The 16,010-nt window shown below is 62.1% G+C and carries 13 protein-coding genes and 1 tRNA gene; 6 read left to right on the forward strand and 8 right to left on the reverse strand.

Going from position 1 to position 16,010, the window contains the following annotated elements; all coding sequences use genetic code 11:
- The first annotated feature begins 416 nt into the window (after positions 1-416).
- A complete protein-coding gene (locus tag FFS37_RS36665) occupies positions 417-1,640 on the forward strand; it encodes a glycosyltransferase (RefSeq protein WP_408631464.1) in 1,224 nt (407 codons plus the stop codon).
- On the opposite strand, the gene FFS37_RS31240 is transcribed toward FFS37_RS36665, so the two are convergent.
- Together FFS37_RS31240 and FFS37_RS31245 are read right to left on the reverse strand one after the other, a co-directional pair.
- Positions 1,597-1,671, reverse strand: a tRNA-Val gene (locus tag FFS37_RS31240). The two genes, FFS37_RS36665 and FFS37_RS31240, sit on opposite strands and share 44 nt — an antisense overlap.
- Before the next feature lie 117 nt (positions 1,672-1,788).
- On the reverse strand, positions 1,789-2,472 hold the full coding sequence (locus tag FFS37_RS31245; protein ID WP_137934803.1) for a phosphoglycolate phosphatase: 684 nt from the start codon (positions 2,470-2,472) through the stop codon (positions 1,789-1,791).
- A gap of 189 nt (positions 2,473-2,661) precedes the next feature.
- Here FFS37_RS31245 and rpiA point away from each other — a divergent pair, with 189 nt between their 5' ends.
- The 4 genes from rpiA to FFS37_RS31265 all read left to right on the forward strand — a co-directional run bounded on the left by rpiA (position 2,662) and on the right by FFS37_RS31265 (position 6,708).
- A complete protein-coding gene (gene rpiA, locus FFS37_RS31250; RefSeq protein WP_137934804.1) occupies positions 2,662-3,393 on the forward strand; it encodes a ribose-5-phosphate isomerase RpiA in 732 nt (243 codons plus the stop codon).
- Complete coding sequence (locus FFS37_RS31255; RefSeq protein ID WP_137934805.1) at positions 3,380-4,000, forward strand: DUF2059 domain-containing protein; 621 nt, start codon at positions 3,380-3,382, stop codon at positions 3,998-4,000. The genes rpiA and FFS37_RS31255 overlap by 14 nt, the downstream gene beginning before the upstream one ends.
- Positions 4,001-4,116: 116 nt before the next feature.
- Positions 4,117-5,505 (forward strand): glutathione-disulfide reductase, encoded by a 1,389-nt coding sequence (gene gor / locus FFS37_RS31260; protein ID WP_137934806.1) that lies wholly within the window; start codon positions 4,117-4,119, stop codon positions 5,503-5,505.
- A 39-nt stretch (positions 5,506-5,544) separates the two neighbouring features.
- Complete coding sequence (locus FFS37_RS31265) at positions 5,545-6,708, forward strand: serine hydrolase domain-containing protein (protein WP_137934807.1); 1,164 nt, start codon at positions 5,545-5,547, stop codon at positions 6,706-6,708.
- 50 nt (positions 6,709-6,758) lie between these two features.
- On the opposite strand, the gene mgtE is transcribed toward FFS37_RS31265, so the two are convergent.
- The 4 genes from mgtE to FFS37_RS31285 all read right to left on the reverse strand — a co-directional run bounded on the left by mgtE (position 6,759) and on the right by FFS37_RS31285 (position 13,304).
- Positions 6,759-8,123 (reverse strand): magnesium transporter, encoded by a 1,365-nt coding sequence (mgtE, locus tag FFS37_RS31270; protein WP_137934808.1) that lies wholly within the window; start codon positions 8,121-8,123, stop codon positions 6,759-6,761.
- Positions 8,124-8,394: 271 nt separating this feature from the next.
- A complete protein-coding gene (locus FFS37_RS31275) occupies positions 8,395-10,287 on the reverse strand; it encodes an ABC transporter ATP-binding protein/permease (RefSeq protein ID WP_171026495.1) in 1,893 nt (630 codons plus the stop codon).
- Positions 10,288-10,786: 499 nt separating this feature from the next.
- Complete coding sequence (locus FFS37_RS31280) at positions 10,787-11,467, reverse strand: DsbA family oxidoreductase (protein ID WP_137934810.1); 681 nt, start codon at positions 11,465-11,467, stop codon at positions 10,787-10,789.
- A gap of 16 nt (positions 11,468-11,483) precedes the next feature.
- Positions 11,484-13,304: an extracellular solute-binding protein gene (locus FFS37_RS31285; protein WP_137934811.1), complete on the reverse strand. Its 1,821-nt coding sequence runs from the start codon at positions 13,302-13,304 to the stop codon at positions 11,484-11,486.
- Positions 13,305-13,536: 232 nt separating this feature from the next.
- On the opposite strand from FFS37_RS31285, the gene FFS37_RS31290 reads away from it, so the two are divergent.
- Positions 13,537-14,166 carry an invasion associated locus B family protein gene (locus FFS37_RS31290; RefSeq protein ID WP_137934812.1) on the forward strand — a complete coding sequence of 210 codons (630 nt, stop codon included), beginning with the start codon at positions 13,537-13,539 and terminating at the stop codon, positions 14,164-14,166.
- An 83-nt stretch (positions 14,167-14,249) separates the two neighbouring features.
- Here the strand turns inward: FFS37_RS31290 and hspQ are convergent, their stop codons facing one another.
- Together hspQ and FFS37_RS31300 are read right to left on the reverse strand one after the other, a co-directional pair.
- On the reverse strand, positions 14,250-14,573 hold the full coding sequence (hspQ, locus tag FFS37_RS31295) for a heat shock protein HspQ (RefSeq protein WP_171026499.1): 324 nt from the start codon (positions 14,571-14,573) through the stop codon (positions 14,250-14,252).
- 149 nt (positions 14,574-14,722) lie between these two features.
- Positions 14,723-15,934 carry a UbiH/UbiF family hydroxylase gene (locus tag FFS37_RS31300; protein WP_137934814.1) on the reverse strand — a complete coding sequence of 404 codons (1,212 nt, stop codon included), beginning with the start codon at positions 15,932-15,934 and terminating at the stop codon, positions 14,723-14,725.
- Positions 15,935-16,010: the final 76 nt, after the last annotated feature.

A 16,010-nucleotide genomic window follows, 5' to 3' on the forward strand; every position in this document is an offset into this window, starting at 1 on the left:
ACGGAAACCGTCGCGCTGTTCGACCTTGGCGATGATCTCCGAAAGTTTCTTGGCATTGGGCGGTGGCAACGGCGCTTCGTCGGCAGCAAAAGCCGGACCGGCCGCAAGAAGAGCAGCACAGGCCACGAGAACGTATCTGGACATGATTTTCCCTCATACTTCAACACAGAAGAACGCCCGACCGATGCGGTTTGTTCCACTCGCGAGGCCTCGCCGATGGCTTCGAAAATGGTTTCGGACAGGGATGCGTTTCAATTTCGGATGCGCTAAAATAGTCACGGGGATTGTGTGTTGCGGGCGGGACACCGGGAGGGAAGCCGGTTTCTGCCCGGGGGTGGGTAGCGGAAATGAGACGTCTCTTGTTCGTCGGCGGCAGCCCCGAGCCAGGCGGCTTGCAGATTCATACGGCCGACGTGATGCAGGCCATTGCGGCACTCGGGCATTGCGTGGCGATGGTGAGCGCGGAAAGGGACTATTTCGCCAAGATCACCCCGCGCGACAGGATACCGTTCGAACGGGTCAGGCACCTTTCCGTCGGCCGGTTCATCAAGCGGCCTGCCATGAACGGCCTTGCGAGGGCCTTTGCACTGATCTCCGTGTTGGCCCGCTACAAGGGCCATGATGTCGTCCTGTGCCGGGGAAGGTTCGCGGAAACCCCTTGCCTAGATATGCTGCTGGCCAAACTCTTCGGCCGGACGATCTATACGATCGAGCATGCGCCCTGGGTGCAGGACTGGCCGTTCCTGACGTCCAAAACCCGTTATGGGGCCGTCATGGACAGATGCGTGCGCCGGGTCATCGCTGTCTCCGCGGAAATAGCTGAAGTTGCAGCCCGCGAGTTTCAGATCCCCTCCGACAAACTATCCGTGTGCCGCAACTGGGTCGATCCAGGGTTTCGTCCGGCCGCCGACGACAGCAGGCGATTGGCTCGCCAGCGACTGGGACTGCCGCAGGATGCCGTGATCTTCGGATATCTCGGCCGGTTGAGTTCCGAAAAGCGCGTCGACGTTCTTATCGATGCCTTTCGGCAGCACCTTGCGCGCGCCGACGCATCCAACTCCGTTCTTGTCATCGCCGGAGAGGGCTCTTCCAGGGCAAAACTGGAAGAGCAGGCGCGGTTGGCTGGTATCGGCGGTCAGGTCCGGTTTGTCGGTTGGCAGACCGATCCACGCGACGTTTTCGACCTTCTCGATTTGTTCGTGTTGCCGAGTCTGGTGGAGGGGTTCCCGCTTGCCCTCATGGAGGCAATGTCGAGTGGGCTGGCGTGCCTGGCCCATCCCATGTCGAGCACCCGGGAACTGATCGACAGCGGCCGAAACGGGATTTTGGGGGATATGTCGACAGCGCGGTCGCTGGCCGGCGAATTGGCCGCGCTGCACGATGCCGGCCGCAACAGCGTGGTCGCAATGGGTCGGGCCGCCGCAGAGACGATCGCGGAAGGCTTTTCGCGTCAGATCAGATTGAGGGCCGTGCTCGACGCACTCGATATCCCCATCGGCGTCATGGAAGTTCCGCCGCCGTACAACCGCGCAATGGAGTACCAGTTCAGAAAGGTAAAATCGCCCGGCAACGCGCAATCACTATCCCCCGAGGGGATGGTGGGCGATGCAGGGATTGAACCTGCGACCCCACCCGTGTGAAGGGTGTGCTCTCCCGCTGAGCTAATCGCCCGCTCGTTGCCCGAAGGCCAAGCGAGCCGCGATATAAGGTAGGCGTGTCGGGTAAGTCAAGGCGGTGTCTGACGTTCTCACAGGGAACCGATTTCTGCTCGTCAGTCCCCTTTGCTGGTCAAGCTTCGGCAGCAGCAATCAGCCGTTGCGCCAGATCCAGCGTCAGCTCGTCGAAATGCGAGATCACCGCGGAGGGCTCGAATTCGCGCACATGGCGTTCGGTATAGCCGAAATCGACCGCCACGACGGGAATGCCGGCGGCCTTGGCGGTATCGATGTCGGTCTGCGAATCACCGACCATCAAGGCACGGTGCGGGTCACCGCCGGCCAGCTTGATTGTTTCGATGAGGTGGCGCGGATCGGGCTTGCGGAAGGCGAACGTGTCTTGTCCGGCGATGACCGCGAAATGCCGGGTCAGGCCAAGCGCCTCGATCAGCGCCAGCGAATTCGCCTCATATTTGTTGGTGCAGATGGCGAGTAGATAGCCCGCCTGCTCGAAGCGCGCGATCGCCTCGACGACACCGGGGTAGGGGCGCGATTTGCCTGGGATATTGTCGGTATAATGGTCAAGGAACACCTTCAGCAGGCGGTCGTGCTCGGCGACGTCAAGCGAACGCTGCTGGGCGGTGTGCGCCCGTTCGATCAACACCCGGCCGCCATGTCCGACGAAGCGTTTGAAGCCTGCCTCGTCGACGGCCATCAGCTCGCTGGCCGCCAGGGTGTGGTTGAGGCTGTCGAGAAGGTCGGGCGCCGTGTCGACAAGCGTTCCATCGAGGTCGAACACGATGATCGGGCGGGTCATGATCCATCCTGTGGAGAGTTGCGCACAGGCACGCGATAGCGGCTGCGGCTCTTCTAGGCAAGCATGACCGACCTGCCAGGCAAGGGCTTTGACCACGGTCAAAGGCTTTGGCCTCGGTCAAAAGCTTTGACCCGGCCGGCAAAAATGCTAGGAGCCCAAACCACGAGGTTTCCGGGGCGGTACACCAGCATGGATGCAAGGCAATTGAAGGTCGAGGCCGCACGGGCCGCCCTTGCCTATGTCACCGATGGCATGCGGCTCGGCATCGGCACCGGCACCACCGCCGAAGAGTTCGTGCGGCTGCTGGCCGAGAAGGTTGCCACCGGCATGACCATAACGGGCGTGCCGACCTCCGAACGCACCGCCTCGCTCTGTCGCGAACTTGGCGTGCGGCTGTCGACATTGGAGGAAACGCCGGAGCTCGATCTCACTGTCGACGGCGCCGACGAGGTCGATCCGGAACTGACATTGATCAAGGGCGGCGGCGGCGCGTTGCTGCGCGAGAAGATCGTGGCAGCGGCCTCGCAGCGCATGATCGTCATCGCCGACCGCTCCAAGATGGTCGAGACGCTCGGCCGGTTTCCGCTGCCGATCGAAGTCAACCAGTTCGGCCTGCGCGCCACTGAAATCGCCGTGGCCGCGGCGGCTGGAGAACTCGGCCTTTCCGGGCCGATTACATTGAGGATGACGGAAGGCCAGCCTTTTGTTACAGACGGCGGCCATTTTATCCTCGATGCATCTTTTGGCCGCATTCCGGATACAAGAGCGCTTTCGAATGCTCTCCACGCCATTCCGGGCGTGGTCGAGCACGGTCTTTTCATCGGGCTGGCGTCAGCGGCCATCATCGCCGGCGGCGACGGTATCCAAACCGTCCATGCCGCCCGAAAACCAGGGAGTTCTACCGACCATGATGTTGCATAACCGGGTTCGCAGCCTTTGCGCCGTGCTGGCCGCTTCGGCCGTTTTCGCCTTCTCTTCGCCGGCGTTCTCGCAGGACGTCACGGAATCGCACCTGAAGGCTGCCCGGGCGGCGGTCGCATCGATCCATGCGACCGACCCGTTCGACAACATCCTGCCGCAAGCGGCGGCGGCACTGGAATCGCAGCTCATCCAGAAGAACCCCGACATGCAGGAGTTGATCGGCAAGACGATCAACGAAAAGGCGCTCGCGCTGGCCTCGCGTCGTGCTGACCTCGAAAAGGAAGCCGCTCTCGCCTATGCGAAGGTGTTTTCCGAGAAGGAGCTCAATGATATCGCCGCCTTCTACGGCTCCGATGCCGGCAAGAAGCTGCTCGACAACGGCCCGACCGTGACCCGTGAGTTGGTGAAGGCCGCCGATATCTGGCAGAACGGCCTTGCACGCGATCTGGCGCAGCAGGTCGGCGAGACGCTTGCCGCGGCTGCCAAGGCATCGGCGCCGGCCGCGCCGGCACCCGCCGACGGGACGGCACCGGCCGACAATGCGGCTCCGGCGGATGGTGCCGCACCAGCCGACGGTTCGGCTCCGGCCGACAATTCGGCGAACTGATCGCGCCTTTTCCCGAACGGCCTCACGGCCATCTGCGAAGCCCGGCTTGCCCGGGCTTTTCTTTTGGCGGTTTGCAGCCTACCTGTCACACATTTCCGAAGCTCAGGAGCCGCGCCATGCCGGGTTACGACTACGATCTCTTCGTCATCGGCGGCGGGTCCGGCGGGGTGAGGGCGGCCCGCGTCGCCGCGTCGCTCGGCAAGCGTGTCGGCATCGCGGAGGAATACCGTTTTGGCGGCACCTGCGTCATCAGAGGCTGCGTACCGAAGAAGCTCTACGTCTACGCCTCGCAATTTCCCGAACATTTCGCCGACGCCGCCGGTTATGGCTGGACGGTGCCGGAAGCCAGTTTCGACTGGCCGACACTGGTCGCCAACAAGGATCGGGAGATCAGCCGGCTGGAGGCTATCTACAAAAAAAATGTCGAGGGCGCCGGCGGCGAAACCTTTCATTCCAGGGCGATGATCGTCGATCCGCATGTGGTCCATCTTCTGGACGAGGATCGCACCGTCACCGCCGACCAGATCCTGATCGCCACCGGCGGCCGTCCAGCAGCGCATCCAGCACTTCCCGGGCACGAGCACTGCATCTTCTCCAACGAGGCTTTCGATCTCAAGGAATTGCCGAAGGCGATCATGATCGAAGGCGGCGGCTATATCGCTGTCGAGTTCGCCAACATTTTTCACGGGCTCGGCGTCGACACCACCCTGGTCTATCGCGGCAAGGAGATTCTGAGCCGCTTCGACATGGACCTTCGGCGCACCCTGCACGAAACCATGGAAAAGAAAGGAATAAAGATCCTCTGCCATTCGGTGACGGAGCAGGTGCGCAAACGCCCCGACGGAAGGCTCGAGGCTCTTCTCACCAGCGGCAAGACGTTGACGGTCGACCAGGTGATGCTGGCCATTGGCCGTATCCCCAACACCGAGAACATGGGGCTGGAAGGCACCGGCATCGAGATGACCGCGGCCGGGGCAATCAAGGTCGACGACTATTCCCGCACCAACATCGACAATATCTGGGCGATCGGCGACGTCACCAATCGCGTGCAGCTGACCCCGGTGGCGATCCACGAAGCAATGTGTTTCATCGAAACGGCATTCAAGGGCAATCCGACCGCGCCGGACCATGAAACGATCGCGACGGCTGTGTTCTCGCAACCGGAAATCGGCACGGTCGGCCTTTCGGAAGACGAAGCCGTCAAGCGTTTCAGCGACATCGAGATCTACCGCGCCAGCTTCCGGCCGATGCGCCACACGCTCTCCGGCCGCGACGAGAAAATGCTGATGAAGCTGGTGGTCGATGGCACTTCGCGCAAAGTGCTCGGCGCCCATATCCTCGGACCGGACGCGGGCGAGATGGCGCAACTCCTCGGCATTCCGCTGAAGGCCGGCCTGACCAAGGACGATTTCGACCGCACAATGGCCGTACATCCGACCGCGGCGGAAGAACTCGTGACCATGTACAAGCCGACATACCGGGTAAGGGACGGCCAGCGCGTCTGACGTTCACCGCCGCCAGCATTTTCGCCGAGGGGGCGACCAATGTCCGACGTCACCGTTTCCGCATCCTTCGATGACGACTTCGGCGCACGGGTCGATGAGATCGTCGATCGGGCCGTCACGGAACAGCGTATCGTCGGCGCGATGATCCTTGTCGCTCGGCGCGGCGAAGTCCTCTACAGCCGCGCCGCCGGCCTTGCCGACCGGGACACGAAGACGCCGGTCGCCGCGGACGCCATCTTCCGGCTTGCCTCGGTCACGAAGCCCATCGTTGCGACGGCGGCCATTGCCCTTGCCGATGGCGGTACCATCTGCCTCGACGATCCGGTGACCAGGTTCATCCCGGAATTCCGGCCGAAGCTGGCGGATGGCAGCGAGCCCGTCATCACTATCAAGCATCTGCTGACGCACACCGCCGGCCTCAGCTACGGTTTCCGCCAGCCGGCCGATGGACCCTACCATCAGGCGGGTGTTTCCGACGGCCTCGACCAGCCCGGTCTCTCCATGGCCGAGAATCTGAGCCGGATCGTCTCCGTGCCGCTGTCCTACCGGCCGGGGTCAGGCTGGAGTTATTCAGTGGCGATGGATGTGCTCGGCGAAGCGATGGCGAGAGCCACCGGAGCCTCCTTGCCGGAGCTGGTCGATCGTCTCGTCGTCGAGCCGCTTGGCATGCAAGACACCGCCTTTACCGTGCGCGATCGCTCGCGGCTGGTAACGCCTTACGCCGACGGACCTGGCAAGGCCGTCGCGATGGGCGAGCACCATCGCGTGCCGTTTGGCGATGCTGCCATCTCCTTCACCCCCGGGCGCGTATTCGTTCCTGCCTCCTTTGCTTCCGGCGGTACCGGCATGAACGGCACGGCTGGCGATGTTTTGAAGCTGCTCGAGGCGCTGCGCTCGGGCGGCCGCTCGATCATCCGTCCGGAAACAGCCGTGGCGATGACCACCGACACGATAGCGGGCATCGAAACGAGCCTGCCCGGCTGGGGCTGGGGGCTCGGATTTGGTGTCCTGCGCGATCCGCGCGCCGCAGCGACGCCGCAGAATGCCGGCACGTGGCGATGGGGCGGTGTCTACGGTCACTCCTGGTTCGTGGATCCGGCCTTGGACCTTACGGTTGTGGCGCTGACCAACACGGCCATAGCGGGCATGACGGGCGCATTCCCCGATGCGCTCCGCAATGCGATCTATGGCAGACAAGCCTAGGCAGGCGAGCTCAGAGAAATTGGCGAACCGTCTGCTGTTGCCGGGCGAGCCTAAAGCAGCGTTCCGCGCAGGATCACCAGCGCCACCGAGAAGTAGATCACCAGACCGGTAACATCGACCAGGGTGGCGACAAAAGGCGCCGATGCGCTGGCGGGGTCGAAGCCGACCCGCTTCAGCGCGAATGGCAGCATCGATCCCGACAACGAGCCGAAGGTGACGATGCCGACCAGGGCCGCCCCGACCGTCGCGGCAATCAGCGGCCAGTGCGGGCCGTAATCGTAGAACCCGAAATACTGCCACAGCGTGATGCGGCAAACGCCGACCACGCCGAGGATCGAACCCAGCACCAGCCCTGTCGGCAGTTCCCGCAGCGCCACCCGCCACCAGTCGCCAAGGCCGATCTCGCGCAAGGCCAGCGCACGGATGACCAGGGATGTCGCCTGCGAGCCGGAATTGCCGCCTGAGCTCATGATCAGCGGAATGAACAGGGTGAGCACGATCGCCTTTTCCAGCTCGCTCTCGTAGCTCTGCATGGCATTGGCGGTCAGCATTTCGCTCAGGAACAGCGCGCAAAGCCAGCCGGCGCGCTTCTGGATCATCGCAAGGAAACTCATCTTCATGTAGGGCTCGTCGAGCGCCTCCATGCCGCCGAAGCGATGCACGTCCTCGGTCGTCTCCTCGATCATGGTGTCGATGATGTCGTCGATGGTGACGATGCCGAGAATCTTGCCGTGGTCGACGACGGGGACCGCGAGCAGGTCGTATTTGGAGATCGTCTGCGCCAGGTTTTCGCGATCGGTCAGCGGGGTAACTGTCACCGGCATCCGGTCCGGCGCGACCGACAGGATCGGATCGTCCGGTTCGCCAGTGATGAGCCGGCGCAGACCTGTGGAGCGCACAAGAAGGTGCGTTTCAGGGTCGACGATGTAGATGGCGTAGACGGTTTCGCGCGTACGCTCCACCTTGCGGATGTAATCGAGCGTGCGTCCGACGGTCCAGTCCGACGGAACGCTGACGAACTCGGTCGTCATGATCGACGCGGCACTGCCCTCCGGATACCCCAGGATGGAGAGCAGCGTGGCGCGCAACGGTGGCGCCAGTGCCCCGAGCAGTTCGGAGCGTGCCGGTTCGTCGAGTTCGCGCAATATGTCGGCGGCGCGATCGACGGACATGGCGGTGAGCAGCTTGCTTGCCTTGGGGCGGGGCAGGGATTCCGCCAGTTCGGGCGCCCCTTCGAGTTCAGGCTGATCGAAAATCTCGACCAGCCGCTCGAACGGCACGGCGCAAAGCAGGTCTGTCGCGGTTTCGCGCGATTCGTGATTGAGCGCCTCGACAACGTCGGCGACGTGATCATTCGCAAGGATGCGGGCGATTGCGACCGCTTCGTCGTCCGCTACGGGGGAAAAATCGTTCATGGCTCACTCCTTGCCGTCCGGCAGGACATGAACCATTCAGGTCACGTCTAGGCGGACGGCGGTTGCGTTCGACTGATACTGTCGCCAGGCATGGCGCGGTGACCTTTCCGCTTGCGGGTTCGCGTTTGAATGACTGCAAGCCGGCGCAACATAGGAGCGCGCCTTGCCGAGTCAATCACAATAAGGAAGGAAAACGATGCCGTACGGCACCGATCGCGAGACTGTGATCGGCGACTGCGGCCGAGGCCGGCAAGTCGCGGTGAAATCATCGCTATTTCTGCTTGAGCCGGCGCGAGAAACGCGTCCACTTGTCCTCGACCGGCCTCGGCTGGGCGAGAATCGTCGTGAGTTCGACGGGCAGGCTGGGAACCAGCGGCTTCTTGGTGGCGACGCCGTCGGCGATGACAACCATGCTGTGGTAGAATTCCGTGCCGGAAACCGACCGTGGCGCCACGGCTTCATGCATCACGCTGATGACAGTGACATCGGGACAATTGTCCTTGATGGCCTGATGGAAAGCAATCTTGCCTTCCGGGTCGAGCGCACCGGTGGCCTCGTCGAGAAACAGGAGGCCTGGCTGCTGCAGGATGATGCGCGCCACCACCAGCTTCTGTTTCTGGCCGCCCGACAGAACCTGGTCCCAGCTTTTGCCCTCGCGGCTTTCGTTGGCCATATGCTCGATGAAATCGCCAAGCCCGGCCTTGTGCAGTGCCGCCGCGACCTGGGTGTCGCCATGGTCGTGCTCGGAGCCCGGCAGGCAAACCAGCTGCTTCAGCGATACCTGCTGCAGCTTGACCTCCTGGGCGGCATAAAAACTCTTCACCCCCTCGGGGAAGACGATGGTGCCGCGGCCGTAAGGCCACAGTCCGTTGATCGCCTTGATCAGCGAGGTCTTGCCGCAGCCGGACTCGCCCTTGAGGAAGGTCCATTCGCCCCGGCGGAAGCGCAGATTGGCAGCGCTGAGGAACGGAGTGGCGTCCTCGCCTTGATGCGCCAGTTCGAGTTTCTGAATGGTCAGGCCGAACACAGGGTTCTGGGAACCATAGTGGAAATCGGAGCGGCCGGTCTGGCTGTAGAATTCCTGCGGATGCTGAACGTTCTCGATGGCATTGGCCAGTTCGGTAACGCGCTGGCTGTTCGCCCGCAGCGTCGCGATGGCCGGCATCACATGGATGAACCAGGAACACTGGCCGATAAGAGAATTGACCAGTTCCGATCCGGTTATGTAGCCCTTGAGATCGAGACCGTTGTGGATGAACGGCACGAGGCCGGGCCCGTAAGCGACGATGCGGGCGCCGACAAAATTGTAGATCAGCTCGAACGACATATAGACGGTGTTGACGACATTCAGTCGCGACCATGTCCCGTCGATGTCGACATAGAGCCGGCGATGCATGCTCTTCTGCACGCCTTCGCCGTGGGACGCGGCGACGTGGAAGCTGCGACGCAGAAATGTTGTCAGTTCGCCGCGGTAGCTGCCTTCAGCCTGCTGCATGCGCACATTGAGGCGCTCGAGCAAGCCGCCGAGCTTGACCGCGATCCATGTGTTCAGCGGCACATAGATGGCCACCGCCAGGAACGCCAGGACGGCACTGCCGTAGCTGCCAAGGAACTCGAGGCCCTTCACCTCGACGGAGGTTTCAAGCAGTTTTTGACCGACGAAATAGAGCGAGGTCGCGACGCCGAGAACGCCCATGGCGAGGCCAATCGCGCCGCCTGTCATATCCTTGATCGATTCCTGGATGCGCTGGTCGATGTTGTCGGGTGCTGTCGTGCCGCCGTTGGCCGAAGCGTGCTGAGCATGGAAATGCGTGTGGTTAGAGTCCAGCAATGCCTCGTTGAACCGGCTGTCCAGCCAGCCGCGCCATTTGCGATGCAAGGTCACCGAAACAAGATTGCGCACACCGGTGAAGCCGGCGTCCTTGAGCACCACCAGCAAGACAAGGATGCCGGCATTGGCCAGCAGCGTCTCCAACGGCGTCGTGTTGGCGGCATCGTGAAAGAAGGCGATCGAATTGACGAGTTCACCCGAGGCTTCGGCGAACCAGACGCCCGCCTTGCTGGACAGCGCGGTGAGCAGGGCGATCACCAGCGTCAGCGTCCAGGCTTCCTTCCACCGGTCGGAGACCCAGTAGGCCCGCATGAGCCCCCAGAAACTGCGCATAGACGATACCGGCGTCAGATGCGGCGGCCCTTCGGCGCCGCGGTGTAGTCCATCCGGTACTGACTCTTGCGATCGTCTGCCGATCCGAATCACGATCCCGCCCAAACCTTCTTGTTTTGTTACGGATGGTAACACCAATTGATCATTTTCTATTAATTTTTAAACCCGCTCGTCCCTCTTGGCGCGATGGCCGTTGCCATGAGGCAACAGACTGCAAGTCCGAAAGGCTTTCCAGCCGATCGGAAAATCCGAATTTCTCTATCAATTTCAAATACTAGGCAGGATGCGCCGCGATCTCCGAAAGCTTCCCCCGGGGAAGCTCCGCACACGGTTTTGTGAATCAGAAAATCGTATGGGACCGCTGTTTTTCTTCTTGAGAGCCGTCCTGAACGCCTCGGAAATTAACGTTCAAACATGCTCCGAGCCACCGTTGCCGGTGGCTTTGAAGACTGGGAACCGAAGTATGGGATGCGCCCTCGTGGAGGGCGGCCAATCCGCCTCAGCCGACATTATCCAGTTCGCCACGCGCTTTGGCGGCGGCCACCTGCCGGATGGCGTCAGCGAGAGTGCCGGCGTCCTGCGCGCCCATCACCGCATATTTGCCTTCGAGCAGGAAGCACGGCACGCCCGATATGCCCATGCGCGACGCGGTGGCGATCTCCATGCGCACCGCTTCGACATCGGCGTCGGTCGGCAGCAGCGAGGCCACCACGGACGCATCCATGCCGGCCTCGCGCGCGGCTTCTACCAGGACGGCATGGTCGCCAATGTTGATGCCGTCCTCGAAATTCAGCTGGAACAAGCGGCGCACAAGCTTGTTCTGGACCGCTTCGCCAGCAGCGCCGGCCCAGCGGATCAGCCTATGCGCGTCGAGCGTGTTGGGCGCCACCTTTATGGCGTCGAAGGCAAAGGCAATGCCTTCCGCTTCGCCCAGCGGTTCGATGCGGGCATGAATCTCGCGAATGCGTTCCTCGCTGCCGAACTTGCCCAGCATGTATTCGCGGCGATCCTTGCCCTGAGCGGGAATGGTGGGATCGAGCTGGTATGGCCGCCAGCGTATGTGCACATCGACGTCGCCCACGGCGGCGACCGCCTTGTCCAGCCGCTTCTGCCCGATAAAGCACCACGGACAGACGACATCCGACACCACATCGACGGTTATGGCGTTCGCTTCGCTCATTTCGACCTCCGGATGTTCAGTTCGGCTTGCGCCACCATGTCGGCAGCTGATAGCCGAATATGGGCGTCTTTCGTGGATGTTCCAGATAATTCCAGTAAGCAAGCCACTGCTGCGTGTTGTACTGCGTCGGCACCATATAGTTTCCCGAGATCAGCAGCCGGTCGAGAACGCGGACGGCGGCGACATAATCCTCCTTCGACCGGGCCCGCAGCATCGCATCGATCGCGGCATCGATCGCCGGATCGGCAACACCGGCGAGATTGAACGATCCCTCGGTCTTCGCCGCCTCGGACGACCACCGTCCGAGTTGCTCGATGCCCGGGGACAGCGAATTGTTGAAGCCGCTCGAGCCGATCAACGCCTCGAAGTCGAAACGCTGCTTGCGTGACTGGATCTGGTCGCCGTCGAGGCTGCGGATGCTGACGACGATGCCGATCTTCTCCAGCGTGCGCTGGTATATGCCGGCAAGGCGCTCCTCGTCCTGTGAGGCCGTCAGGATCTCGAAGCTGAATGGATTGCCCTGAGGGTCGAGCATCCTGCCGTCCTGCACATGGTAGCCGGCGCTTTTTAGGAGATCGAAAGCCGCCTTCAGCACTTTTCGGTCCTGGCCGGAGCCATCGGTGACGGGCGGCTTCCAGGTGCCATCCATGACGTCTGGCGGCACACGGCCGGGGTAGGGTGCCAGCAACGCCTTCTCCCTGTCGTCGGCCGGATGGCCGAGTGCCGACAGTTCGGAGTTCTGCCAGTAGCTCATCGTACGCGTGTACTTGCCGCCGAACAGGTTCTTGTTGGCCCATTCGAAATCGTAAAGCATGCCGAGGGCGCGCCGGACCACCGGATTGGAGAATTTCGCCAGCCTGGTGTTGAACAGGAAGCCGGTCACCACCGGCGGGATGCCGGTGTCGAAAGTTTCGGCGACCACCTCGCCACGGTGGAAGGCTGGAAAGTCGAGATCGCGCTCGCGCTTCACCGGATCGCTGTCATCGTCGATGGCGCAAAGTCCCTTCTTGAACGCTTCGAGCTTGGCGTTGGCGTTGAGGAAGTATTCGATCGTGATCTGGTCGTAATTGTCGAAACCGCGCTTGGCGGGGACATCCTTGCCCCAATAGTCCGGATTGCGTTTGAAAACGATGCGCTGCCCCGGGGTTACCTGGGCGATCGTATAGGGACCGCTGCCGATCAACGGCTTCAGCGTGGTCCGGTCGAACGTTTCCATATCGAAGGCATGCTTGGGAATGATCGGCGTCAGCGCAATGATCAGGGGGAATTCGCGATCCGCCTTCTCGTTGAAGGTGAAGCGCACGCTGCGGTCGCCGGTCTTTTCGAGCTTGGCGATCCTGGCCATGCGGTCGCTGTAGGGCGGGCGGCCTTTCTGCGTGTAGGCATCGTAGGTGAACAGCACGTCCTCCGGCGTGACCGGCTGCCCGTCGGACCATTTCGCGTCGGGATTGAGATGGAATTCGATGCTCTTGCGCTCCGGGTCCATGTCGGCGGTGTCCGCCAGCAGTCCATAGAGCGTGAAAGCCTCGTCCGCGCTGCGCTGCATCAGCGGCTCGAAGACCAGATTGCCGAAGATCGTGTCCATCATCCCGCGCGCGGTGGTGCGCAGGCTTTTCAGGATGAAGGGATTGAGATTGTCGAAACTGCCGACGACGCAATAGGTGATGTTGCCGCCCTTCGGCGCGCCGGGATTGACGTAGCTGAAATGCTTATAATCCTGCGGCAGAGCCGGCTCGCCCCGCATTGCAATGGCGTATTTGGGCTCCGACCGCGCCGGCGGTGATGAAAGGGTGAGAATCGATAGTGCGGTAATCAGCCCGACAAGTACGCGGCCCATGACCGTCTCCTTAACAGGTCGGCTCGATGATTCGGTGCGCACCCTAGCATGGGGCAACCACCGGTCCGCCAATGTCGTTGCCAAGAATTGCAGATAGCGGGCTGGATTCAACATCGCTTGCAGTGTAACACGCCGTCCGAAGTCATTCTGTTGCCTCATTTCGGCAACAGGTAGCTGGACCACACGGCACGAAGAAGCCGGTCCCGGGATCATTTGAGAGGAAGTGCACGACATGACGAGCCTGAACAGCAATGCGTACCGCCTTTCGGTCATGGCCGCGGGCGTGGTCGGCTTTCTGGGCGCAGGACTCCCCGCCGCTTCCGCACAGCAACAGCAGCAGATTCCGCAGGGCTGGTTCAAGGCCTGCACCAAGCAGGAAGACGTCGATATCTGCAACGTCCAGAACATCGTCACCGCGGGCAACGGCCAGCTCGTCACCGGTGTCAGCCTGATCGAACTCAAGGGCAAGGTGAACCGCAAGGTGTTCCAGGTGACGGTGCCGACCGGCCGCCTCGTGCCTCCCGGCATCGGCCTGCAGATCGACACCGGCAAGGCTCAGAAGCTCGACTACGTCATCTGCTTCCCGGATCGTTGCGTGGCCGAAGTGCCGCTCACCGACCAGCTCGTTGCCTCGTTCAAGAAGGGCCAGGGCATCACGCTGACCTCGGTCAACTTCCAGAACCAGCCGAACCCGATCAAGATCGCCCTGCAGGGCTTCAGCGGCGCCTATGATGGCCCGCCGCTGCAGCAGTCGGACATCGAGGACCGTCAGAAGAAGCTCCAGGATTTCGTCGCCAAGAACAACCAGGACTTCGCCAAGAAGCTCAAGGACGAGCAGGACAAGGCCAAGACCGCCAACTGATCGGTCATCGGGTCGTTTCGAGTTAAAGAAAAAGCGGGGTCATGCCCCGCTTTTTTCGTTCCAGGCCATCGCCGGATTTATGCTCAATGTCTCGACTGCCCTTTCGGTTCGTAGCGTCCGTCAGGCTTCTTGTCGAACATCTCCTTGATCTGCGGATGGCGGACCGGTTCGCCCGACTGATCCTCCAGCAAATTCTGCTCAGACACATAGGCGATGTATTCAGTTTCGGAATTCTCGGCCAGAAGGTGGTAGAATGGCTGGTCCTTGCGCGGCCGCACGTCGGCCGGAATGGCCTCGTACCATTCGTCAGTGTTGGCGAATTGCGGGTCGACGTCGAAAATGATGCCTCGAAACGGAAACAGCCGGTGGCGAACCACCTGTCCGATCGCGAATTTGGCCGTTTTCATCGTACTCACCACTGAATTCCTTGATTTTATTTGGCGCAGACTCCGAGTCAATTCAATCCCGAAGTGTTTTGTGCCTCCCGAAGCTACGCGCGAGCCAGGGCAAAGGTTTTCGGCATGCCCGCGACGCCGCCACGGAGTCTGCGAGGTTTCTATTGCTGTCGGGCTGGCTTTCGCAGGCCGCCTGCAAGCGCGGCGAAGCCGCTGCCGGGGCGAAGGCCTTCGCGCATGAAGAAGGCGCGCAGCGGCGCGAAGCCACCGAGCACGCCAAGACCTGCGCCGCGCGCCATCTGTGCCGGGAGCAGGTCGGAGAGCAGCGACATATTGAGCAGATTGACCGCGCTGCTGCGTGCAAGAATATCGGGCCGGCGCTTGAAATCGTATATCGCCAGAACCTCGGGGGCGCCGGGATCTGACCGATTTTCGCTAGCAATCCCAACCAGATCGTCAATATCCCTGATACCAAGGTTCAGCCCTTGCGCACCGATCGGCGGAAACACATGCGCGGCCTCGCCAACCAGCGCCACTCGCTGACGCGCAAAACGCAGCGGAGTCACGGTCGAAAGCGGATAGATCTGACGTCCGGGTTCGACCGTTACCCTGCCCAGCATCGACTGCATCTGCCGTTCGACCCGCTGCGAGAGCGCCGCGTCATCCAATGCGGCAAGCTCTTCGGCTGTATCCGGCTTCACCACCCAGACGAGGCTGGAGCGATTGCCAGGCAGAGGAACCTGGGTGAAGGGGCCGGTCTCCGTGTGGAATTCGGTCGAGGTGAAGGCGTGCTCGCGGCTATGGCCGAAGTTGAGAACCAGTGCGGCCTGAGGATAGGAGCGCGCGGTCGTTGAAACGCCTGCGGCCTCGCGGGCCGGCGACAGCCGGCCGTCGGCGGCGACCGCCAGCGACGCGCTAACCTCGCTGCCGTCGGCAAGGACGGCGACAGCTTCGTCCGGGCCGAGCTGCCAAGTCTTGACCATCGACCTGCGCCACTCAATTCCATGGTGGGCAACCTTGCCGGCAAGTGCCGGCCCCAGAACGCTGTTGGGCAGGTTCAGGCCGAACTGATCCTCGCCGATCTCGCTGGCGCGGAAGGTGACGACGGGGCTGCGGATCAGCCGGCCTGTCGCGTCGACAATGCGCATCACCTTCAAGGGTGCCGCCTGGGACTTGATGTCCTGCAGCACGCCCAGCCTTTCAAGAACCTTCAAGGCGGGCATCATGAGCGCGGTGGTGCGGCCATCGGGAGCCGAGGCCTCAGGTCCGACAAGCTGTACCGGAAAGCCGGCATCGGCGAAGGCAAGCGCCGCGATCAATCCTGCCGGCCCGGTGCCGGCAATCAGAATGCGTGCTGTTTCCTGCTCCACGATCGGCTTCCGGCTTGCTGTGCGAGGCGGCCCACCTGACCTGCCAGTGGACGAGCATATAGGTCAGATCATGTGGCTT

It is taken from the genome of Mesorhizobium comanense, assembly GCF_005503535.1.
Taxonomy (GTDB): domain Bacteria; phylum Pseudomonadota; class Alphaproteobacteria; order Rhizobiales; family Rhizobiaceae; genus Mesorhizobium; species Mesorhizobium comanense.